At 56.9% G+C, this 20,424-nt stretch carries 20 protein-coding genes and 1 pseudogene; 17 read left to right on the forward strand and 4 right to left on the reverse strand.

Annotated features, from left to right (window positions below):
- A pseudogene (locus AB5Y90_RS12545) lies at positions 1–386 on the reverse strand (IS3 family transposase); the annotation flags it as partial.
- 115 nt (positions 387–501) lie between these two features.
- The gene (rne, locus tag AB5Y90_RS12550; RefSeq protein WP_338711642.1) at positions 502–3,606 is read right to left on the reverse strand and encodes a ribonuclease E; all 3,105 of its coding nucleotides are present in this window, start codon (positions 3,604–3,606) and stop codon (positions 502–504) included.
- A gap of 413 nt (positions 3,607–4,019) precedes the next feature.
- Between rne and rluC the strand changes: the two genes are divergently transcribed.
- Together rluC and AB5Y90_RS12560 are read left to right on the forward strand one after the other, a co-directional pair.
- Entirely contained in the window at positions 4,020–4,964 is a 945-nt protein-coding gene (rluC, locus tag AB5Y90_RS12555; protein ID WP_005351815.1) for a 23S rRNA pseudouridine(955/2504/2580) synthase RluC, read from the forward strand.
- Positions 4,964–5,650, forward strand: coding sequence for an HAD-IA family hydrolase (locus AB5Y90_RS12560; RefSeq protein WP_368166925.1), 687 nt, complete (start codon positions 4,964–4,966; stop codon positions 5,648–5,650). The genes rluC and AB5Y90_RS12560 overlap by 1 nt, the downstream gene beginning before the upstream one ends.
- 100 nt (positions 5,651–5,750) lie before the next feature.
- On the opposite strand, the gene AB5Y90_RS12565 is transcribed toward AB5Y90_RS12560, so the two are convergent.
- Positions 5,751–6,332 (reverse strand): nucleoside triphosphate pyrophosphatase, encoded by a 582-nt coding sequence (locus tag AB5Y90_RS12565; RefSeq protein ID WP_307896760.1) that lies wholly within the window; start codon positions 6,330–6,332, stop codon positions 5,751–5,753.
- Positions 6,333–6,450: 118 nt separating this feature from the next.
- Here AB5Y90_RS12565 and yceD point away from each other — a divergent pair, with 118 nt between their 5' ends.
- The 15 genes from yceD to AB5Y90_RS12640 all read left to right on the forward strand — a co-directional run bounded on the left by yceD (position 6,451) and on the right by AB5Y90_RS12640 (position 18,632).
- Complete coding sequence (yceD, locus tag AB5Y90_RS12570) at positions 6,451–6,972, forward strand: 23S rRNA accumulation protein YceD (RefSeq protein ID WP_338711644.1); 522 nt, start codon at positions 6,451–6,453, stop codon at positions 6,970–6,972.
- A gap of 19 nt (positions 6,973–6,991) precedes the next feature.
- Positions 6,992–7,159: a 50S ribosomal protein L32 gene (gene rpmF, locus AB5Y90_RS12575; RefSeq protein ID WP_005300935.1), complete on the forward strand. Its 168-nt coding sequence runs from the start codon at positions 6,992–6,994 to the stop codon at positions 7,157–7,159.
- Positions 7,160–7,168: 9 nt separating this feature from the next.
- A complete protein-coding gene (gene plsX, locus AB5Y90_RS12580; protein WP_005351844.1) occupies positions 7,169–8,188 on the forward strand; it encodes a phosphate acyltransferase PlsX in 1,020 nt (339 codons plus the stop codon).
- A gap of 7 nt (positions 8,189–8,195) precedes the next feature.
- Positions 8,196–9,155, forward strand: a complete 960-nt coding sequence (locus AB5Y90_RS12585; RefSeq protein WP_307896761.1) for a beta-ketoacyl-ACP synthase III — start codon at positions 8,196–8,198, stop codon at positions 9,153–9,155.
- A 71-nt stretch (positions 9,156–9,226) separates the two neighbouring features.
- A complete protein-coding gene (gene fabD, locus AB5Y90_RS12590) occupies positions 9,227–10,162 on the forward strand; it encodes an ACP S-malonyltransferase (RefSeq protein ID WP_338711729.1) in 936 nt (311 codons plus the stop codon).
- 13 nt (positions 10,163–10,175) lie between these two features.
- Positions 10,176–10,910: a 3-oxoacyl-ACP reductase FabG gene (gene fabG / locus AB5Y90_RS12595; RefSeq protein WP_307896762.1), complete on the forward strand. Its 735-nt coding sequence runs from the start codon at positions 10,176–10,178 to the stop codon at positions 10,908–10,910.
- Between the two features lie 158 nt (positions 10,911–11,068).
- Complete coding sequence (gene acpP / locus AB5Y90_RS12600; protein WP_005300909.1) at positions 11,069–11,305, forward strand: acyl carrier protein; 237 nt, start codon at positions 11,069–11,071, stop codon at positions 11,303–11,305.
- A gap of 82 nt (positions 11,306–11,387) precedes the next feature.
- Positions 11,388–12,629 (forward strand): beta-ketoacyl-ACP synthase II, encoded by a 1,242-nt coding sequence (gene fabF, locus AB5Y90_RS12605; RefSeq protein ID WP_005360452.1) that lies wholly within the window; start codon positions 11,388–11,390, stop codon positions 12,627–12,629.
- 68 nt (positions 12,630–12,697) lie between these two features.
- Positions 12,698–13,504 carry an aminodeoxychorismate lyase gene (gene pabC, locus AB5Y90_RS12610; protein ID WP_368166927.1) on the forward strand — a complete coding sequence of 269 codons (807 nt, stop codon included), beginning with the start codon at positions 12,698–12,700 and terminating at the stop codon, positions 13,502–13,504.
- Positions 13,494–14,495, forward strand: coding sequence for an endolytic transglycosylase MltG (gene mltG / locus AB5Y90_RS12615; protein ID WP_236380576.1), 1,002 nt, complete (start codon positions 13,494–13,496; stop codon positions 14,493–14,495). The genes pabC and mltG overlap by 11 nt, the downstream gene beginning before the upstream one ends.
- On the forward strand, positions 14,495–15,136 hold the full coding sequence (gene tmk / locus AB5Y90_RS12620) for a dTMP kinase (RefSeq protein ID WP_236380577.1): 642 nt from the start codon (positions 14,495–14,497) through the stop codon (positions 15,134–15,136). Before mltG ends, tmk begins: the two co-directional genes overlap by 1 nt.
- Positions 15,121–16,068: a DNA polymerase III subunit delta' gene (holB, locus tag AB5Y90_RS12625; RefSeq protein WP_335863095.1), complete on the forward strand. Its 948-nt coding sequence runs from the start codon at positions 15,121–15,123 to the stop codon at positions 16,066–16,068. Before tmk ends, holB begins: the two co-directional genes overlap by 16 nt.
- A gap of 25 nt (positions 16,069–16,093) precedes the next feature.
- The gene (locus AB5Y90_RS12630; RefSeq protein ID WP_123173049.1) at positions 16,094–16,873 is read left to right on the forward strand and encodes a TatD family hydrolase; all 780 of its coding nucleotides are present in this window, start codon (positions 16,094–16,096) and stop codon (positions 16,871–16,873) included.
- Positions 16,874–17,157: 284 nt separating this feature from the next.
- Positions 17,158–18,186, forward strand: coding sequence for a site-specific integrase (locus AB5Y90_RS12635; protein ID WP_040065515.1), 1,029 nt, complete (start codon positions 17,158–17,160; stop codon positions 18,184–18,186).
- A gap of 161 nt (positions 18,187–18,347) precedes the next feature.
- Positions 18,348–18,632, forward strand: coding sequence for a RepB family protein (locus AB5Y90_RS12640; RefSeq protein ID WP_100653771.1), 285 nt, complete (start codon positions 18,348–18,350; stop codon positions 18,630–18,632).
- A gap of 226 nt (positions 18,633–18,858) precedes the next feature.
- On the opposite strand, the gene rsmF is transcribed toward AB5Y90_RS12640, so the two are convergent.
- Entirely contained in the window at positions 18,859–20,289 is a 1,431-nt protein-coding gene (rsmF, locus tag AB5Y90_RS12645; RefSeq protein WP_307896766.1) for a 16S rRNA (cytosine(1407)-C(5))-methyltransferase RsmF, read from the reverse strand.
- Positions 20,290–20,424 lie beyond the last annotated feature (135 nt).

Here is a 20,424-nt window from a genome sequence, read left to right on the forward strand (position 1 = left end):
TTGCCGCTGCGAGAGGACTTGCCGGGTCGCTTTTTTACGATGGAGACGCCGTAGTCATTCTTCAGTACATCGACGACGGCCTCAAAGAACTGGGCTTTCTGACTCATCAGCGCCAGCTGCTGCTCGAGTTCCTTGATGCGCTGTTCGGGTGTCTGGTTGTCGGGGTCAGGCATGGTGATGCTCCTGCCGGCACGCACAGAAGCCCCCTGGCTCCAATCTTGCCGACCATGTTTACGCAACCATACCAGAACGGTGGAGCGGCCCTGAATGCCATAACGCACCTGAGCCTGTTTGTAGGTGAGCTCGCCTTTTTCAATCTGCTCGACCAGTGCCAGTTTAAAAGTCAGCGAGTAATCGCGCTGTGTCCGTTTCACACCTTGTCCCATCGGGTTCTCCATTTATTGGGGGAAAAGGTGTAAACCATATTCAGGACGGGACAAGAGAAATAAAAAAGCCACACCGGTTGGTGTGGCTTTTGTTTAGGAGGTCAACCCGGGTTGCTTAGGGGCGACCGGCCGGGCAGGTGGCCACGTTGACGGCGGCAGTGCTACCACCATGACGACCTGATGTGCTCACCTCGTTACGTACCAGCGGCGGGTAGTTAACCGGCTCACGAGCAGGCAGGGCAGGGGCTTCGGCAGGGGTTGCCATCGGGGCTGATGCTTTGCGGGCACGAGCCAGCAGGCCAGCACCGTGAGCTACCTGTTTAGTCACGACCGGAGTCTCTTCCACTACAACCACAGCCACGGCAGCCGGGGTTTCGATGACAGCAGCAGGAGTTTGTGTTTCAACGATAGCGGCGACAGGTGCGGCTTCCACGACAGGGGCTGTTACGGCCGGTGTTTCTTCAACAACCGGAGCCGTTTCAACCATGGTGGCGGTGACCACTTCGGCAGCCGGCGAAGCTACAACAGCAACTTCCGGCTCTGCAGCAACCACGACTTCTGCGACAGCTGCAACAACCGGGCTAGCGATCACATCGGCTTGAGTTGCTTCTACCTGGGCAGCAGCCTGCTCGGCAGCTTCTTCAGCAACGGCTTCGACAACGACATGCTCGGTCAGTGCAGCAGAGGCTTGCAGGGCAGCAGCGACGGCTTCAGCGCTCGGGATGGTAACAACAGGCACTACCGGCTCTTCAACCTGCGCTTTGGCAATGTCTGCCTGGGCTGCGGTGGTCAGAGTGGTGGTATCTTGCTGTTCTTCGTCACGTTGGCTGCGGGCATCTTCGTTGATGCGCTTGCGGCGCTGACCTTCGATACGCTGGCTGCGCGGAGTGCGGCGTGAACGGCGCTGGCCTTCACTCTGCTCTTCCTGCTCGTTACCCACGGTGGCATCGATCACGTCAGCTTGCGCTGGTACTTCTTCAACCGGCAGGGCAGGGGTGTCAGCAGCGGCGACATCAACGCGGATCTGCTTGCGCAGTTGGCGACGTTCGCGGCGCTCGGCCACTTTCTGCTCTTTCTCCTGACGTGGCTGGACGGCAGTTGCATCAACGGCGTCTACCGCTTCAACAACGACTTCGGCGCGCGGCTCACGGGGAGCACGAGGTTCACGGGCAGGACGTGGCGCACGTTCCTGCCGCGGTTCGCGAGGCTCACGCTCCTGACGGGGTTCACGTTCCATGCGTTGTTCGCTGCGCACTTCGCCACGAGCTTCACGTTCCTGACGAGGCTCGCGCTCTTTGCGGGGACGGCGATTGCGGTTTTCACCGGCTTCGCGGTTGCCACCTTCACGCTTCTCGCCAGCTTCCGCATTGTTGCGGTTGCCACGATTGTCATCACGACGAGGACGCTGACCACGGCCACGGCCTTCTTCGCGCTGGTGACGTTGACCTTCATCCTTGCGTGCTTCACGAGCTGCTGGTTTCTCGGCGGGCGCTTTCACGTCGGCAGGGGCTGCATCGCTGCTGAACAGGCCGGTAATGCCTTTGATCAGCTTGCTGAAAAAGCCGACTTCGGCAGGGGCCGCAGCAACGGGAGTCGCCGGCTGTTGCGGTGCAACAGGGGCCGGTTGTGCCGGTTGGGCAAAGCCTTGCAGCAGCGGTTGTTCACGCTCGATCACCTGAGCTTGCTTCGGCTGGTAGACCGGCTTGGCAATCTCGGTTTTCAGCTCATAGCTGGCCGCTTCCGGGATCTCGTTCTGACGAATGCGAGTCACTTCGTAGTGCGGGGTTTCCAGATGCTGGTTCGGAATGATGTAAACACGCACATCATTGCGCTGCTCCAGACTGGCGATGGCGGCACGCTTCTCGTTAAGCAGATAGGCGGCAACATCCACCGGCACCTGGCCGTGAACCTGCTCGGTGTTGTCCTTCATGGCCTCTTCTTCGATGAGACGCAGGATGGACAGGGCGAGGGATTCGTTGTCACGGATCACGCCTTGACCCTGGCAACGGGGGCAGATATGGCTGCTGGACTCGTTGAGGGAGGGGCGCAGACGCTGGCGAGACATCTCCAGCAGACCGAAACGGGAGATCCGGCCCAGCTGGATGCGGGCACGATCCTGATGAACCGCTTCACGCAGACGGTTTTCCACTTCGCGCTGATGGCGAACCGGCGTCATGTCGATGAAGTCGATAACGATCAGACCCCCTAAGTCGCGCAGACGCAATTGACGGGCAATTTCGTCGGCCGCTTCCAGGTTGGTTTGCAGCGCCGTCTCTTCGATATCGCCGCCCTTGGTGGCGCGGGAGGAGTTGATATCGATGGAGGTCAGTGCTTCGGTCGGATCGATAACGATGCTGCCGCCGGAGGGGAGGCGCACTTCACGCTGGAAGGCAGATTCGATCTGGCTCTCAATCTGGAAGTGGTTGAACAGGGCAACTTCACCCTTGTACAGCTTCACGCGGTTGAGGAAATCGGGACGTACCAGCTCGATATGGGCCTTGGCGCGTTCGAAAATCACCGGATTGTCGATCAGGATCTCGCCCACATCGCGACGCAGATAGTCACGGATGGCACGCACGATGACGTTGCTTTCCTGGTGGATCAGCACCGGTGCCGCGCGCTCTTGGGAGGCCTTGTGGATGGAGTCCCAGTGATTGAGCAGGACGTTCAGATCCCACTCCAGCTCTTCCGGAGACTTGCCCACACCGGCGGTGCGCACGATCAAGCCCATGCCTTCCGGCACGGTCAATCCACTCAGGGCTTCTTTCAGTTCAGTCCGCTCATCACCCTCGATGCGGCGGGAGATACCACCGGCACGGGGGTTGTTGGGCATCAGTACCAGGTAGCTACCTGCCAGGCTGATAAAGGTGGTGAGGGCTGCACCCTTGGTGCCACGCTCTTCCTTGTCGATCTGGACGATAACTTCCTGACCTTCGCGGACCACTTCTTTGATGTTGGGACGACCCTGATAGGAGTAACCGGAGGGGAAGTAATTGCGGGCGATCTCCTTCAACGGCAGGAAACCGTGGCGCTCGGCGCCGTAGTCGACAAAAGCAGCTTCAAGGCTGGGTTCTACGCGGGTGATCTTACCCTTGTAAATGTTCGCTTTCTTCTGCTCGTGTCCCGGACTTTCAATATCCAAATCGTAGAGCTGTTGTCCGTCAACCAGCGCTACGCGCAACTCCTCTTCTTGAGTTGCGTTGATAAGCATTCTTTTCATTGAGTTCTCATTATTGTGTCATTTTGATTTCCTCCATCTGGGTCCTGCCAGCGCCGGCCTCGGGTCTTCAGCATACTGGGGCAACCTCCCGGTTGGGGTATGCATGAGGCGCAAACTAAGGGCGTTCTGGTCATCACTTCTCGAGAAGGAATGAATAAGGATGCCGAAATGGAGACAAATAAACGGTGATGTTTGTGTTCTCCATGCGTTGTACCTCGCACCCGGGAACCGTCATGTTCTTGTATACACGGTGTTTCGGGATTGGGTGGCATACTTTTTGGCCACTTAGTACAAGGCTTGAACACAATGACAAAACCTTGTTTATTATCCCATTTAAACCTCTTTTATAGCAAGGCGCCATTTTTCAACAAACCATGCAGCCAAGGGGCGCTGGCAGTGTTAAAATCCGCGCCATGACACAGATACAACAACAAGTGCAGCTGCTCACCATCGAAGCTGAGCATGACGGGCAGCGCATCGACAATTTTCTCAAGACTCAGCTAAAGGGCGTCCCCAAGAGCCTGATCTATCGCATCCTTCGCAAAGGTGAAGTGCGAGTAAACAAAAAGCGCATCAAACCGGAGTACAAACTCTGCGCAGGCGATGAGGTGCGGGTTCCTCCCGTGCGCGTTGCCGAGAAGAATGAGCTGCCTTCGGCAAACCTCGGTGTTATCCAGCGTCTGGAGAGCCAGATCCTGTTCGAAGACGATGCCATGATCGTGCTGAACAAGCCCTCCGGCATGGCCGTACACGGTGGCAGCGGCCTGAGCTTTGGCGTGATAGAAGGGCTCCGAGCTCTGCGGCCTGAAGCCCGCTTCCTCGAACTGGTTCATCGACTGGATCGCGACACCTCTGGTGTATTGCTGGTTGCCAAAAAACGCAGCGCCCTGCGCAGCCTTCATGAGCAGTTGCGCGTCAAGACCATGCGCAAACAGTATCTGGCGCTGGTGCGTGGCAAGTGGCAGGCTCACGTCAAGGTGGTCAATGCGCCGCTGCGCAAAAACGACCTGCAGTCTGGCGAACGGGTGGTGCGGGTCAGTGCCGATGGCAAGCCCTCCGAAACCCGGTTCCGTATCGTGCGTCAATTTGCCGAAGCGACTCTGGTCGAGTGCAGCCCCATTACTGGTCGTACCCACCAGATCCGCGTGCACACCCTGCATGCCGGTCACCCGATCGCCTGTGACGATAAGTACGGTGAAGCGGCGTTTGACGAGAAAATGCGCAGCCAAGGTCTGAAACGGCTCTTTTTGCATGCCTGGAAGCTCAGCTTCACCCATCCGGCCGATGGTCGCGAAATGCAGGTAGAAGCGCCGCTGGCACCTGAGCTCGACAACTTCCTCAACGGCTTGCCACGCTGATGCAGGATATCCGGCTCGCCATTTTCGATTGGGACGGCACCTTGATGGATTCGGTAGGCCGGATTGTTGCCTGTGTGCAAGGGGCCGCCAGAGATTGTGAGCTGGCGGTACCTGCACCAGCCCAGATCCGGCAGATCATCGGATTGAGCCTTGATGTCGCCATGTCCCGTCTGTTCCCTTTAAATAGTGGCTGTGGCTGTGGCTGTGACTGTGGCTGTGGTAGTGCCTTTGATGAGCGCCAGATTGCCGTACTCATCGATCGCTATCGTCATCACTATCTGCACGATGCCACCCCCAGCCCGTTGTTTTCCGGGGCAGGGGAGTTGCTGCATGATTGGCGGTCACGAGGGCTGCAACTGGCCGTCGCGACCGGCAAATCACGCAGTGGGCTGGATCGGGTATTGGATGAGACCGGACTGCGCCCGTTGTTTGTAACCAGTCGCGGGGCCGATGAGGCTCGCTCCAAGCCTGATCCGCTGATGCTTGAGCAGATCCTGAACGAGCTGGGGCTGTCAACCCGGCAGGCGGTAATGATCGGCGACTCTGTTCACGATATGGCGATGGCCGAGGCGATCGCCATGCCGCGTATTGGTGTCACCTGGGGGGTGGATAGCCGCGATGCCCTCAGTCGTCACGGGCCAGTGGCGGTGGTGGACTCCATGACGGCTCTTCGCGCGCTGTTGTAGACGCCTCTCTTTAAGAGACATCGATCTGATTGATAACAGAAGCCCGGTGTATTGACCGGGCTTTTTATATGCTCGATCTAGCTTATCTATTCGTCCGCAATCAGGGCAGGGCAATACCGTGGCGCTCCAGCAGCTCGATCAGGCCGATCAGCGGCAGACCGATCAAGGCGTTAGGATCGCGCCCCTCCAGCCCCTTGAACAGCACGATCCCCATCCCTTCGCATTTGAAACTGCCCGCACAATCGAGGGGCAATTCTGCCTCTACATAGCGGCGAATGGCGGCTTCATCGAGGTTGCGAAAATGGACGGTGAAAGGTTCCACCAGTTGATGAGCCTCACCGGTTGCGGCATTTACCACGCACAGGCCGGTGTAGAAGGTGACGCTGCGACCTTGAGCCGCCATCAGCTGGGCGATGGCATTGTCGATGGAGCCTGGTTTGCCGAGGATGTGACCATCGCAGACACACACCTGATCAGATCCGATGATCAAGCCGTGATCACGTTGCCCGGCGATGGCATCAGCCTTGGCACGAGCCAGTCTGGCCACCAGCGCCTCGGCGGATTCGCCAGCCAGTGGTCGCTCATCCACATCGGGGGCGGCACATTCAAAGGGGAGACCGAGCTTCTCCAGCAGGGCTTTGCGATAGCGAGAAGTTGAGGCGAGGATCAGATTCTGTGGCATAATCAGGTACCGATGAAAGCGAGTACCGGCATTCTAGGGACTTGTGACGTTAAAATCATCGGCGGTAAGGACTTTTTCCTTTGACTATCAGTTGTTGGACCTATATTATTCGCGCCCTATGCAAAAGGTGAAGTTGCCCGTTAAGGTTGATCCAGTCCGTAGTGCCTTGAAGCTGCTCGATTACATCGGGATAGTGGAAAAGTCGCAGATGCCCAGGCTGGAGGAATCAACCGCTGGCTTGCAGAGTGATATCGATGTATCACTGCACTTTGGCAAAGATGTCCAGAAGTTGACCGTTATGAAAGGCACTGCCCATGCCAAGGTTGCCCTGGTTTGCCAACGTTGCGGAGAGACATTCGAACACCTCTGTGAAGCTGAATTTATCTACACTCCGCTGTTCGAAAGAACAAACGAGGAAGAACTGCCGGAAGCTTATGAGCCCATTGAGTTGGACGAAAACGGCGAGATAGATCTTCATCAAATCCTGGAGGATGAGCTCATCCTCTCGTTGCCTCAAGTCGCAATGCATTCTCTGGATGCATGCCCGAGAGGAAACATGGAGATGACCTGGGGTGAAATCGAACCTGCTGATGAGCGGCCGAATCCCTTTGCAGTTCTTGAAGAGCTTAAACGTAAGTGAATTTAGGAGTTAGCCTACAATGGCCGTACAACAGAACCGTAAAACCCGTGCCAAGCGTGGCATGCGTCGTTCCCACGATGCGCTGACCACCGCTGCCCTGACTGTTGATCAGACCAGTGGCGAAATTCATCGTCGTCACCACGTGACTGCCGATGGTTTCTACCGCGGTAAAAAGGTAATCGCTTAAGGATTGCCTTTGTCTACGCAAACTGTCGCGCTAGACATCATGGGGGGAGATATTGGCCCCTCGGAAACAGTGCCTGCCGCCGTGCAGGCACTGTCTCTTTTACCCCAGCTAAAACTGATCCTGGTCGGCGACCAGCACCAGACCTCTTCTCTGCTGCAGCAACATGGCTTGCTGAATCATCCCCGCGTTCGTTTCGTACATGCATCCCAGGTAGTTGGCATGGGCGATAAACCGATCGTGGCGCTGCGTACTCTGAAAGACTCCTCCATGCGGGTGGTACTCAATCTGGTGAAAGCCGGTGAGGCCGATGCCTGCGTCAGTGCCGGCAATACCGGTGCGTTGATGGCGATGGCTAAGTGCGTGCTCAAATCTTTGCCCGGGGTAGACAGACCCGCCCTCATCAAGGCGTTGCCGACATTGAGTGGCAAACGTACCGTGATGCTGGATCTCGGCGCCAACGTCAGTTGCGATGCGGATACCTTGCTGCAGTTTGCCGTGATGGGCTCTGTCGTGGCCGAAAAGGTAGAAGGCATTGCATCACCCCGTGTTGCTTTGCTCAACATCGGCGAGGAGGAGATCAAGGGTAACGATCTGGTGCGCCACAGCGCCGAATTGTTGCGTCAGTGCCACGCGCTCAATTATGTCGGGTTCGTCGAAGGGGATCGTATCTTCAGCGGCGATAGCGACGTGATCGTCTGCGACGGTTTTGTTGGCAATGTCGCCCTCAAGACGGCAGAAGGGGTGGTGCGGATGATGGCCCAGCTGGCCGGATATCCCCGCAAGAAACGCACTTTTCTTGGTCGGATCGCCGGATTTATGTTCAAACGGCGTTTTTCTTACCTGAACCCCGACCAGTATAACGGGGCAAGTCTGTTAGGATTGCGCGGCATTGTGGTAAAAAGTCATGGGCGGGCCGAACGGCGCGCTCTGTGTAATGCGATCCTGCTGGCCGCACAAGAGGCCAAACATCAACTTCCACTGCAAATAGCAGATCGCCTTGAAGCTGTCTTCTCTGACAGGGATCTATAAGAACTCTATGCATAGCAAAATTCTGGGTACTGGCAGCTACCTGCCGAGTTCAGTGCGTACCAACGCCGATCTCGAGCAGATGGTTGAGACCAGTGATGAGTGGATCGTGGAACGCACCGGTATCCGTGAGCGCCGTATTGCCGGTGCTGACGAGACCGTTGCCACCCTCTCTTACCAGGCCGCCCTGCGTGCCCTGGATGCAGCAGGTCTGACCGCTGCCGATCTCGATATGATAGTGCTGGCTACCACCAGTGCTGAAAATGCCTTCCCGGCTGCTGCCTGCGAGCTGCAGGGGCTGCTCGGCGTACCGGGCATTCCTGCCTTTGACGTGGCTGCAGCCTGCGCAGGTTTCACCTACGCACTCTCCATTGCCGATCAGTTCGTCAAATCCGGCGCCGCCCGCCATGTGCTGGTCGTCGGGGCCGATGTGCTCTCCCGCATGTGCGATCCGCAAGATCGCGGTACCATCATTATTTTTGGTGATGGGGCAGGGGCAGTGATTATCGGTGCGAGTGAGACGCCGGGCATCCTATCTACCCATCTTCATGCCGATGGCCGTTATGGCGAGCTGCTCAAGCTGCCACAGCCCCGTCGCGGCATGCCGGGTGCCGAGCTTGAAGCCTATATGTATATGAAGGGCAACGATGTCTTCAAGGTGGCGGTCACCCGTCTGAGCGAGATCGTGACCGAGACGTTGGCCGCTGCTGGCATCGAGCCGTGCGAGCTGGACTGGCTGGTGCCCCATCAAGCCAACTTCCGCATTATCAGCGCTACTGCCAAGAAGCTCGGCATGAGCCTCGATAAGGTGGTGTTGACCCTCGACAAACACGGCAATACCTCCGCTGCTTCCGTCCCCATCGCCTTCGATGAAGGGGTTCGGGATGGCCGGATCAAACCGGGTCAGCTGGTACTGCTGGAAGCCTTTGGTGGCGGTTTCGCCTGGGGCTCGGCGCTGGTTCGCCTCTGATCTTCGGCGGGATGGTGCGCCCATCATCCCGTCACCGATTTCATTTTTGTCTTATCTAAAAGGAATCAATGATGACCCAATTTGCCATTGCCTTCCCGGGACAAGGTTCCCAGTCCGTTGGCATGCTGGCCGAGCTGGCCGAACAACATGCCGTGATCAAGGAGACCTTCGCCGAGGCGAGTCAGGTGCTGGGTTATGACCTGTTTGCCCTGGTGATGGATGGTCCGGTTGAAGATCTGAACAAAACCTGGCGCACCCAGCCTGCACTGCTGACGGCCTCTGTCGCCCTGTGGCGCCTGTGGCAACAGCAGGGTGGGGCAACTCCTGCCGTCATGGCGGGTCACAGCCTGGGTGAGTACTCCGCGCTGGTTTGCAGCGGCGCACTCGATTTTGCCGATGCGGTCAAACTGGTCGAGTTGCGTGGTCTGGCCATGCAGGAAGCGGTACCGGAAGGCACCGGCGCCATGGCGGCCATCATCGGCCTTGATAACGAATCCATCGCCGCCAACTGCGAAAAAGCGGCACAAGGGCAGGTGGTCTCTCCGGTCAACTTCAACTCCCCGGGCCAGGTGGTTATCGCCGGTCACAAAGAGGCCGTTGAGCGCGCCAACGTGCTGATGAAAGAGTCGGGCGCCAAGCGTGCGCTGCCGCTGCCGGTCTCCGTGCCGTCTCACTGCGCGCTGATGAAACCTGCCGCAGAAAAACTGGCAGCTGCGCTGGACGGGATCGAGATCAAGGTTCCAACCATCGCTGTCATCAATAATGTCGACGTATCCTGTGAACAGGATCCGGCCGCCATCAAGCAAGCGCTGGTACGTCAGCTGTTCAGCCCGGTTCGTTGGACCGAGACTGTCGAGCGGATGGCCAATGAGGGCGTTTCCCTCGAGATCGAGATGGGACCGGGCAAAGTGTTGACCGGGCTCGCCAAGCGCATCGACAAGCGCGTGGAAGGTATTCACGCCAACGATACCGCCTCTTTCGAGCAGGCGCTGGCCCAGATCAAGTAAACAGGAGCAAGTGATGAGCTTTACCGATAAGGTTGTGTTGGTGACCGGTGCCAGTCGTGGCATCGGCCGTGCGATTGCCGAAACATTCGTGGCCCGTGGCGCGAAAGTGGTCGGTACGGCGACCAGCGAGAGTGGTGCCGAGGCGATCAGCGCCTATTTGGGCGACAATGGTTGCGGCATGGCACTCAACGTGACCAGCCAGGAATCCATCGAAGCCGTCTTCGCCGCCATCAAGGCGCGCTTTGGCGACATCGACATCCTGATCAACAACGCGGGGATCACCCGTGACAACCTGTTGATGCGGATGAAAGATGACGAGTGGAACGAGATCATCGATACCAATCTGACCTCGCTTTATCGTCTGAGCAAACTGGTGTTGCGTGCCATGATGAAGAAACGTCACGGTCGCATCATCAGCATTGGCTCCGTGGTGGGAACCATGGGCAATGCCGGTCAGGTCAACTATGCTGCCGCCAAGGCCGGTCTGGTTGGTTTTACCAAATCGTTGGCGCGGGAAGTGGCATCCCGTGGTATCACAGTGAACGCGGTTGCCCCCGGTTTCATCGAAACCGACATGACCCGTGCCCTGAATGACGATCAACGTGCCGGCATCATGAGTCAGGTGCCTGCCGCCCGTTTGGGTGATCCAAAAGAAATTGCCGCAGCTGTGGTATTCTTGGCTTCTGATGAAGCAGCCTATATCACCGGCGAAACCCTGCATGTTAATGGCGGGATGTACATGGTGTAATCAATTTGTCGTAAGATCTGTTCAAATTTGCGATAGTACGCCGAAGTTTGGCACATTTCGTGGTTTGACCAGCGGCAAGCTACTTGCAAACTCACGTCAATTGAATAAACTACCCCAACCAGACGCAAATAGCGTATTTTTAAAGGAAAATTCAGGTCATGAGCAACATCGAAGAACGCGTAAAGAAAATCATCATCGAACAACTGGGTGTTAAAGAGGAAGACGTTAAGAACGCTGCCTCCTTCGTCGACGACCTGGGCGCTGACTCTTTGGATACCGTTGAACTGGTAATGGCGCTGGAAGAAGAATTCGATACCGAAATTCCTGATGAAGAAGCCGAGAAGATCACCACTGTTCAAGCGGCTATCGACTACATCACCGCTAATCAGGAATAAGTTCCTGTTCTGAAAGAAGCGGCCCAAGGGCCGCTTCTTTTGTATTTGTTCCTTTTCAAAACACCTCTCGGAGACTACCTCAGTGTCAAAACGCAGAGTCGTGGTGACCGGCTTGGGGATGCTTTCCCCGGTGGGTAACACTGCCGAATCCAGCTGGCAAGCACTGCTCAACGGGCAGAGCGGCATTTCCCTTATCGAACACTTTGATGCCAGCGAGTTTGCAACCCGCTTCGCAGGTCTGGTCAAGGATTTCGATCCCGAGCAGTACGGTATCAACCGTAAAGACGCTCGCAAGATGGATCTCTTCATTCAATACGGCATCGCGGCCGGTATGCAGGCGCTGGATGATTCCGGCCTGACCATCAATGAAGAGAATGCCGAGCGTGTCGGCGTGGCGATTGGCTCCGGTATCGGCGGTCTGGGTCTGATTGAACAGAACCACGAAAGTTTGGTCAACGGCGGCCCGCGCAAGATCAGTCCCTTCTTCGTTCCGTCCACCATCATCAATATGGTGTCCGGTCATCTGTCTATCATGAAAGGTCTGCAAGGGCCGAACATCGCCGTGACTACCGCCTGTACCACGGGTACCCATGCCATCGGCATGGCTGGCCGGATGATCGCTTACGGTGATGCCGACGTGATGGTCGCTGGCGGTGCCGAGAAAGCCTCCACCGCGATGGGGATGGGTGGTTTTGCTGCCGCCAAGGCACTCTCCAACCGCAACGACGAGCCGCAAAAAGCGAGCCGTCCGTGGGATAAGGATCGCGACGGTTTCGTGCTGGGTGACGGTGCCGGGGTACTGGTGCTGGAAGAGTACGAACACGCCAAGGCCCGTGGCGCCAAGATCTACGCCGAGCTGGTCGGTTTTGGTATGAGCGGTGACGCGTACCACATGACTGCGCCTCCTGCAGATGGCAACGGTGGTGCTCGCGCCATGAAAAATGCCATCAAGGATGCCGGCATTGCCCCCGAGCAGATTGGTTACATCAACGCGCACGGTACCTCCACCCCGCTGGGTGATGTGGCCGAGCTGCGTGGCATGAAGTCGGTGTTTGGTGAGCACGCCAAATCCCTGATGGTCAGCTCCACCAAGTCCATGACCGGTCACCTGTTGGGGGCCGCCGGTGCCATCGAGGCGATCATCACTGTGTTGGCCCTGCGTGATCAGGTGGCTCCGCCCACCATCAACCTGGACAACCCGGATGATGAGTGCGATCTGGATCTGGTACCCCATGTGGCCAAGCCAGGTAGCTTCGAGTACGCCCTTTCCAACTCGTTTGGTTTTGGCGGCACCAATGGCTCACTGATCTTCAAACGCGTATAATTTGCCGCAGGGCAAAGACACAGGCCCGATACTGCCGGTATCGGGCCTTTTTTATCGGAGGGATCCCTTTGCTTATCAATGGCATGAAGCTTGACACGATCTCGGCCCATGATCGGGGGCTGGCCTATGGTGACGGTCATTTCACCACCATGGCGGTCAGGGAGGGTCGCGTGTTGCAGTGGCCTGCCCATCTGGCACGGTTGCAGCAGGCGAACAACCGGCTGGGATTGGTTGAACCGGACTGGGATCTCTTGACCCGGGAGGTTGAAGAGATGGTGGCCGACCAGCAACAATGCGTGGCCAAGGTGATCCTGACCCGCGGCGAGGGGGGGCGGGGCTATGATGGCAGCGGATGTCAGCACACAACCCGGATTGTCACTCTGGCGCCATTTCCCACTCACTATAGCCAGTGGCAACAGGAGGGGATCGAGATGCTGGTGTGCCGCCAGCGGATCGGTGATGCGCCTATGCTGGCCGGGCTTAAAACCTTGAATCGTCTGGAGCAGGTATTGCTGAAAAGCGAACTTGTCAGCCGAAATGCAGTCGAAGGGATAGTGCTTAACAGTCGTGGTTTTCTGATTGAAGGGGTCAGTGCCAATCTGTTTTGGCGTCGGGGCAAGACGGTGTTTACGCCCGATCTCGCCCGTGGTGGTGTCGATGGCATCATGCGTCGCCAGGTGATGGCGATGTTGAAACAGATGAGTATTGAGTTGCGTGTGGTAGAAGCTCCGCTGGAGTCACTATGGCAGGCGGAAGAGGTGTGGCTCACCAATACCCTGATGGGGATCGTGCCGGTCAATGGCATAGAGGATATTCACTATCCCCCAGCGGTATTGAGTCGCCGTTTACAGGAGCGTTTGGTCATTGAAGTTTAATCGGCTTTACACCCTGCTCGCGGGGGCGGCACTGACGGTAGCCGCTGCCGGGGGCTATGTACATTACAAATGGCAACAGGTAGAGACGCTCACCAACAAGGGGCCGACCCGGCTCTTTACGGTGGAGAAGGGCGCCCATGCGGCGCGCCTGATCGCCGAACTGGGGAAGGGGGAAACCAGCCCCTGGGCGGTGCGGCTCTGGCTGCGCAGCCACCCCGAACTGGTGGCCATCAAGTCGGGCACCTATGAAATCAAGGAAGGGGCCCCTCTCAAGGAGACCCTCTCCCTGTTCGCATCGGGCAAGGAGTTTCACTTCAGCCTCACCTTCGTCGAAGGTTCCCGTTTCGAGGATTGGCAGAAACAACTCTCCAGCGCCCCATATCTTGAGCGGTTGACCGTCGAGCAATCCGAAGCCGACCTGGCGCAGGAGCTCGGCATCGAGAATGGCAAGCTGGAGGGGTGGTTCCTGCCGGAAACGTACGCTTATACCACCCATGCCAGCGATCTCTCGATCTTGCGCCGCGCCCATCAGGATATGGAGACCTTCCTGCAGCAGAGCTGGGAAAAACGTCAGGCTAACCTGCCTTACAAAACGCCCTATGAGGCGTTGATCATGGCCTCCATTATCGAGAAAGAGACCGGCCAGCCGGACGAGCGGGCGCAGATCGCCTCCGTATTCGTCAACCGTCTGCGTCTGGGCATGAAGTTGCAGACTGATCCCACCGTCATTTACGGGGTGAAGGATCGCTACGATGGCAACATTCGCCGCAGTGATCTGACCGATAAGAATCCCTACAACACCTATGTGATCGACGGTCTGCCGCCCACGCCCATCGCCATGCCGGGCAAGGCCTCCATCGAAGCAGCGCTCAACCCCAAATCGACCGACTATCTCTACTTTGTCGCCAAGGGGGGCGGTGCCCACTATTTCTCCAAGACCCTCGATGAACACAATCGGGCGGTTCGTGAATACATATTGAAGAAACCCTAATGTCTAAATTTATTGTGATCGAAGGATTGGAAGGGGCAGGTAAGAGCTCGGCCGTGCGTTATGTGACCGACTTTCTGCAGCGCCACGGCATCAACCGGATCGAGTGCACCCGCGAGCCGGGTGGTACGCCACTGGCCGAGCGGATGCGGGCCATCGTCAAAGAGGTGCACGACGAGCGTCTCACCATCGAGGCGGAATTGCTGCTGATGTATGCCTCCCGGGTACAACTGGTGGAGACCCGCATCAAACCCGCACTGGCCGACGGTGTCTGGGTGGTGGGAGATCGCCACGATCTCTCCTCCCAGGCCTATCAGGGTGGCGGCCGTGGTATCGATGCCCAGCTTATCGGAGCCATCAAACAGGCGGTGCTCGGCAACTTCAAGCCGGATCTCACCCTCTATCTCGATATCGATCCCGCCCTTGGCTTGCAGCGCGCGCGCCATCGTGGCGAGCTGGATCGCATCGAACTGGAGCAACTGAGCTTCTTCGAGCGTACCCGAACTCGTTATCTCGAACTGGCCGCCAAGGATGATTCCATTGTGGTGATCGATGCGGCGCAAACGCCGGAACAGGTCAAAGCTGCCATCGAGCGTGCATTGGATCACTATCTGTCGAACGAGCCGCTATGTATCCCTGGTTGATCCCCGACTGGCATGCCCTGAGCCAGACGGCCCAGTCCGGTCGTCTCGGCCACGCCTGGTTGTTGCTGGGCGATCCCGGTCTTGGCAAGGAGCAACTGGCCGAGCGGCTGGCACGTTTGCACCTTTGCCAGCAACCGGATCGCGGAGAGCCGTGCGGCCACTGCCACTCTTGCCAGCTGTTTGACAAGGGCAACCACCCGGATCTCGGCACCATAACGCGCGACAGCAAGACCATCGGGGTCGAGGCCATTCGCGAGATCTGCACCCGGCTGCAGGGCTCTGCCCAGCTCGGCCGTGGCAAGGTGGTGATCATTCCTGATGCGGAGCGGATGACCGAATCGGCGGCAAATGCCCTGCTGAAAACCCTGGAAGAGCCGGCCGGCGACAGCTTGCTGTTGCTGATCGCTTCCCAGGTTTCCCGGTTGCTTCCCACCATTCTCAGTCGCTGTCACAAACATGTCTGTCAGTTGCCTGCGGAAGGGGAGACAGTACGCTGGTTGGCCGAGCAGGGTCATCAGGCCACTCTGGCTCAGGTGCGGATCTGTCAGGGGGCCCCGCTGCGGGTACTCGACTATATCGAGCAGCAACAGGACAGTACTCGCCGTGAACTGCTGGAACAGTTTGTCGCTCTGAGTCAAAGTCCGGTCAAGGCGACGGCTTTGTGCAGCCAGCTTGGTCAGGAGACGCAGGTCAGGTTGCACTGGTTGCAGCTCTTCTTGTGCGATGCCCTGAAAACCCAGGCCGGATGTGGTCACCATCAGCTGGCAATGCCTGATCTGGCCATCTTGAGTCAACGGTTGGCGGAGCAGCACTCCAGCGAAAAACTGCTGGAGGCAGAACAAGATCTGGTTGCCCTGAAAGCGGCATGTCAGCCGGGTCAGCTCTCCAATCCCACCATCCATCTGATGAACTGGCTCAGTCGCTGGTTATAAGTACCGACAAGCAGAAAGGTTTTATATGTTACTCGTTGATTCCCACTGTCATCTCGATCGCCTCAGCTATGGCAGCAAGCAGACCAGCATGGCTGATGTACTGGCCAAGGCCGCGAAACTGGACGTGGGATATTTTCTCTGTGTCAGTGTGACTCAGGCACAGTTCCCGACCATGCTCGAGGCGATCGCTCCCTATCCCCAGGTATTTGCCTCTTGCGGGGTACACCCGCTCAATCAGGAACCCGGTGTCGATGCCGAATTGCTGCTCAAGCAAGCTGCCGATCCACGTGTGGTGGCCATCGGTGAGACCGGTCTCGATTACTTTTACTCGCCCGAGAACAAGGAAGTTCAGCAAGCCTCTTTCCGCGAACATATCCGGGTTGCTCGCGCGTTGAACAAGCCGCTGATCATCCATACCCGCGATGCCCAGCAAGATACCTTGGAGATCATGCTTGAAGAGGGCGCTGATCAGGTTGGCGGTGTGCTGCACTGCTTCACCGAGTCCCTCGAAATGGCGCAAGCTGCGATGGCGATGGGGTTCTATATATCCATCTCCGGGATCGCCACCTTCAAAAATGCGTCTGCACTGCAAGAGGTGGTCAAGGCACTTCCCCTCGACAGATTGCTGGTCGAAACCGACTCGCCCTATCTTGCCCCCGTGCCGCATCGGGGGAGGGAGAACGAACCCGCCTTTGTGCGAGATGTTGCCCAGTTTATTGCTGATCTGCGCCATATTCCGCTTAACGAATTGGCAGAAGCCACCAGCCTGAATTTCTTTGAACTCTTCAAGCTGGCTAAGAAATAACCTCAAAGCCCCGTTGCTCGGGGCTTTTTATATTTCAAATACCAAGCTGATTACCCACCTGAAAATCAACCTAGCACAACGTTATCTCTCACCCACCCAGTCAATTCAACTCGTTCATCCATACAAAACTGGGTGAATGATATTCCGATGTTTCGTTTTTTCGTTGTGGTCGAAGGGTATTAAAGCATCAGGCTATAAGTATCGATAATATTCATTATCGATACTTGATGTATGGGGAGGATCCTGTAAGATCCTCTCAAACTTCATATGAATCATAGAGTTCCGTGGCATATCCATCCTTGTCCAATCCAGCTCATCAGTCACTGCAGACTGTTTTTGATGCACAGCTAAATAGTCGGGCACGCCGCTTTTTGCGCAGTGCAAAAGCGGATTCCACACTCAATGCCTATCAGGCGGATACCCGTATTTTTGTCTTCTGGTGTCAATTGCACGGGCTGGATCCACTGCAAACCACCCATCACGACATCATGAATTTTCTCGCTGATCAGGCCGACGGCGTATTGGCCGACTGGATATGGCTGGATAAAGAGGAGGGGAAGGGAGAGCTGCGTAATGGCGAGCCTCGCAAACCGGCAACCCTGGTGAGACGGCTTGCCGGGATCCGTTATGCCTTCAAGCAGAAAGGCATTCATCCCATGCCCACCGAACATCCCGAAATCAAGGAGATGATGCGCGGCATTGTCAGGTTGGGGGATAACCGTAAACACAAAACCGGCGCCCTGACGCTGCAACCATTGACCCAGGTGCTGGATGGCATCGACACCGGTGATCTGGCTGGTTTGCGTGATCACACCCTGCTGCTCTTGATGTTCAGTGGCGCCTTGCGCCGCTCGGAAGCAGCCCGAATTGAGGTGAGCGATCTCGATTTTGTGGGGCAGGGGATCCGCCTTCGCCTCAAACCGAGCAAACATCAGCTGCATGAAACCGAGATCGCCCTGATCCCGGGCAAGCATTACTGTCCCGTCTCGGCACTACAAAAGTGGCTACACAAAAGCCGGATCAGCGAGGGGCCACTATTTCGGCGCATGAATCGTTGGGGTCAACTGATGGCCGAACCGCTCGGCCCTCAGGGCATCAATCTGATGATCAAGCGCCGAACCGGCCAAACCATTGACGATCTCTACGTCAGTGGCCACAGCCTGCGTCGCGGGTTCATCACCTCGGCGGTGACTGCCGGAAAGCCGATGAACAAGATCATTGAAGTCACTCGCCACAAGGATATGCGAACCCTGCAGGAGTACTTCGATGACGCCCACAAATTCTCCGATCATGCCCTAGATGGCTTGCTTTGACACAACTGCGTCACTTCATTTTTTATGTTAAATGATATCTTGTTGATCTGATGATATATTTGCCGTGCAGCCTGCAGCCCAAAGGGGAAGGGCCATCTTCCTATGGATAATGGCATGTGATGAGAGATAACAAATCCGGAAATGGAACATCGCAAGGACATATGAGCCAAGAAATGACAGTGCGTGAAGAGCAAGAGGCGGTGCCCCAAAACAATGCCGAGCGGCAGCGCCAACATGTAAAACGCAAGCAGGAGACCCATACCCGGCTGCAATGCTGGATCAGCAATCGCCACGCCGAACGATTGGCCGCACTGGGTCTTCATCTCGAAGACAGTCAGGCATCACTCATCGAGCAGGCGATCGATCTGCTCTACCAACATGAGCTGGGTAGAGAACCTCCGTTTGAAAACAGAGTCGCCACACAGGTCGAAGAGACAGTTGAATAGACACAAGAGTGAAGTAACAGCGATACGTGAAGAGATAAAAAAAGCCAGGTACGAATTCCTTGTACCTGGCATAGGGGAATTGGCTCCTTGCAGAGCCGTGCGCTAACTGGTGTTCGGATTGCCTTAAGCTTAGACAAGGCTCAAGGCTTTTCAAGATCCGAAGAAAAGTTCAACCAGAGTGTGGGTATTTCAGACTCGTTCAAGTGCAGATGCACCGAACGACCCACTACGCATTGAACAGATTGTTGTCACGCACCAGCTCGCGGGGGAGGGCATTCTTGACCCGACTCCCCACCCATTTCCCCATCCCCAGGGTATGCCCCTGATAGCGGACGATCACCTCGCCAGTGCCCGCATCCTGTTCTGGCCAGACATCCCGCCCCATCATGAATTCCCGCGCATTGTCGCTATCCAGCTCGACCACGCCCTTGCTCGCTTTATCGCCATAGGCCAGTGCCCACTCATGAGTGAGGCGATAACCTTTCTTGAAGGTTTCGGCCAACTTGATGCCGATGCGATCGAAACGCAACTTGCCCTGCACCTGATCAAACCGCTGGGGGAAGAGCCAGATCTCGTCATTGCGGCCAAACAGCAGACCCTGTGGTGCCACCCCGAAGTTGGCTTCAATCTCGCGCAACATGGGTTCCGCCTCTTTGGCTGGAAGCGGCGCAAAGGGGAATTTACCCAGCTTGCCAGGCTTGAACATGGTGTTGGGCACCGAGTGATGCTTGCGCAATCTGGCGACGAAAAAGCCTTCACTGTCGAAGATCTGAGGCCAAACGTGCAGGTATCCTTCGGGTGTGCAGGCTTGCTCTGCATGGGGGAACAGGTCAGCCAGCGAGTCGAAACTCAAGGCATCGCTAAACTTGTCCAGCAGGGATTGGCAGACTGCCTGATTCTCCTGCTCACTCAAGGTACAAGTGGAGTAGACCAGCACACCGCCCGGTTTCAAGGCATGGAAGGCGCTCTCAAGTAACCCTTGTTGCACCGCTGCAATCTCGTCGATGCTCTCGATACTCCAGTTGCGCAGCGCATCTTCATCTTTTCGCACCGTCCCTTCACCGGAGCAGGGGGCGTCGAGCAGGATGGCATCGAAGGTCTCCGGCAACCACTGGCCAAATACCTTGGCATCAAAATGGGTCATCCCCACATTGGTCACGCCGCAGCGCTGGATATTGGCGCTAAGCACTTTCAACCGGCTGCTGGAAAACTCGTTGGCAACCAACATCCCCTGATTGTTCATCAGGGCGGCTATCTGGGTGGTCTTGGATCCGGGGGCCGCCGCTGCATCCAGCAACATGCCATCCGCTTTGATCTTGTCGCTGGCAAAGAGTGCCGTCACCGGCAGCATGGAGCTCGCTTCCTGAATGTAGAAGAGCCCGCTCAAGTGCTCGGCGGTGTTGCCAAGGGGGACAGTTTCATCGCTGCGGGTCAGCCAGAAGCCGGTATCACACCAGGGCACAGGGTCGAGCTGCCAACCCAGTGGCTCCATCAGGGCGACGAAATCCGAGACGGCGATCTTCAAGGTATTGACCCGAATGCTGCGGCGCAGCGGACGTCGACAACTGGCCACAAACTCATCCATCGAGAGATGGGCCGGCATGATGGCCGCAATGTGGCGTAAAAAGTAATCGGGAAGGAAGGTGTTGTCGTGCACTGTGCCGTCTCGTTGACCGAAAAAGAGGGGCGATATCCTACCACAAGGCTAAGAATATTCTGAATCTGAACCCCATCAACAGGCACCGGAATATAAAAAAGCCCGGCACTGTGCCGGGCTTGGATGAGATACAAA

This window comes from Aeromonas sp. R4-1, from assembly GCF_040908325.1.
GTDB lineage: Bacteria > Pseudomonadota > Gammaproteobacteria > Enterobacterales > Aeromonadaceae > Aeromonas > Aeromonas veronii.

What these genes read in the sequence shown, in the direction of transcription:
- rne (WP_338711642.1), bottom strand. Translation starts at nt 3,606, where the DNA reads ATGAAAAGAATGCTTATCAACGCAACTCAAGAAGAGGAGTTGCGCGTA.
- rluC (WP_005351815.1), top strand. Translation starts at nt 4,020, where the DNA reads ATGACACAGATACAACAACAAGTGCAGCTGCTCACCATCGAAGCTGAG.
- AB5Y90_RS12560 (WP_368166925.1), top strand. Translation starts at nt 4,964, where the DNA reads ATGCAGGATATCCGGCTCGCCATTTTCGATTGGGACGGCACCTTGATG.
- AB5Y90_RS12565 (WP_307896760.1), bottom strand. Translation starts at nt 6,332, where the DNA reads ATGCCACAGAATCTGATCCTCGCCTCAACTTCTCGCTATCGCAAAGCC.
- yceD (WP_338711644.1), top strand. Translation starts at nt 6,451, where the DNA reads ATGCAAAAGGTGAAGTTGCCCGTTAAGGTTGATCCAGTCCGTAGTGCC.
- rpmF (WP_005300935.1), top strand. Translation starts at nt 6,992, where the DNA reads ATGGCCGTACAACAGAACCGTAAAACCCGTGCCAAGCGTGGCATGCGT.
- AB5Y90_RS12585 (WP_307896761.1), top strand. Translation starts at nt 8,196, where the DNA reads ATGCATAGCAAAATTCTGGGTACTGGCAGCTACCTGCCGAGTTCAGTG.
- fabD (WP_338711729.1), top strand. Translation starts at nt 9,227, where the DNA reads ATGACCCAATTTGCCATTGCCTTCCCGGGACAAGGTTCCCAGTCCGTT.
- fabG (WP_307896762.1), top strand. Translation starts at nt 10,176, where the DNA reads ATGAGCTTTACCGATAAGGTTGTGTTGGTGACCGGTGCCAGTCGTGGC.
- acpP (WP_005300909.1), top strand. Translation starts at nt 11,069, where the DNA reads ATGAGCAACATCGAAGAACGCGTAAAGAAAATCATCATCGAACAACTG.
- tmk (WP_236380577.1), top strand. Translation starts at nt 14,495, where the DNA reads ATGTCTAAATTTATTGTGATCGAAGGATTGGAAGGGGCAGGTAAGAGC.
- holB (WP_335863095.1), top strand. Translation starts at nt 15,121, where the DNA reads ATGTATCCCTGGTTGATCCCCGACTGGCATGCCCTGAGCCAGACGGCC.
- AB5Y90_RS12630 (WP_123173049.1), top strand. Translation starts at nt 16,094, where the DNA reads ATGTTACTCGTTGATTCCCACTGTCATCTCGATCGCCTCAGCTATGGC.
- AB5Y90_RS12640 (WP_100653771.1), top strand. Translation starts at nt 18,348, where the DNA reads ATGAGCCAAGAAATGACAGTGCGTGAAGAGCAAGAGGCGGTGCCCCAA.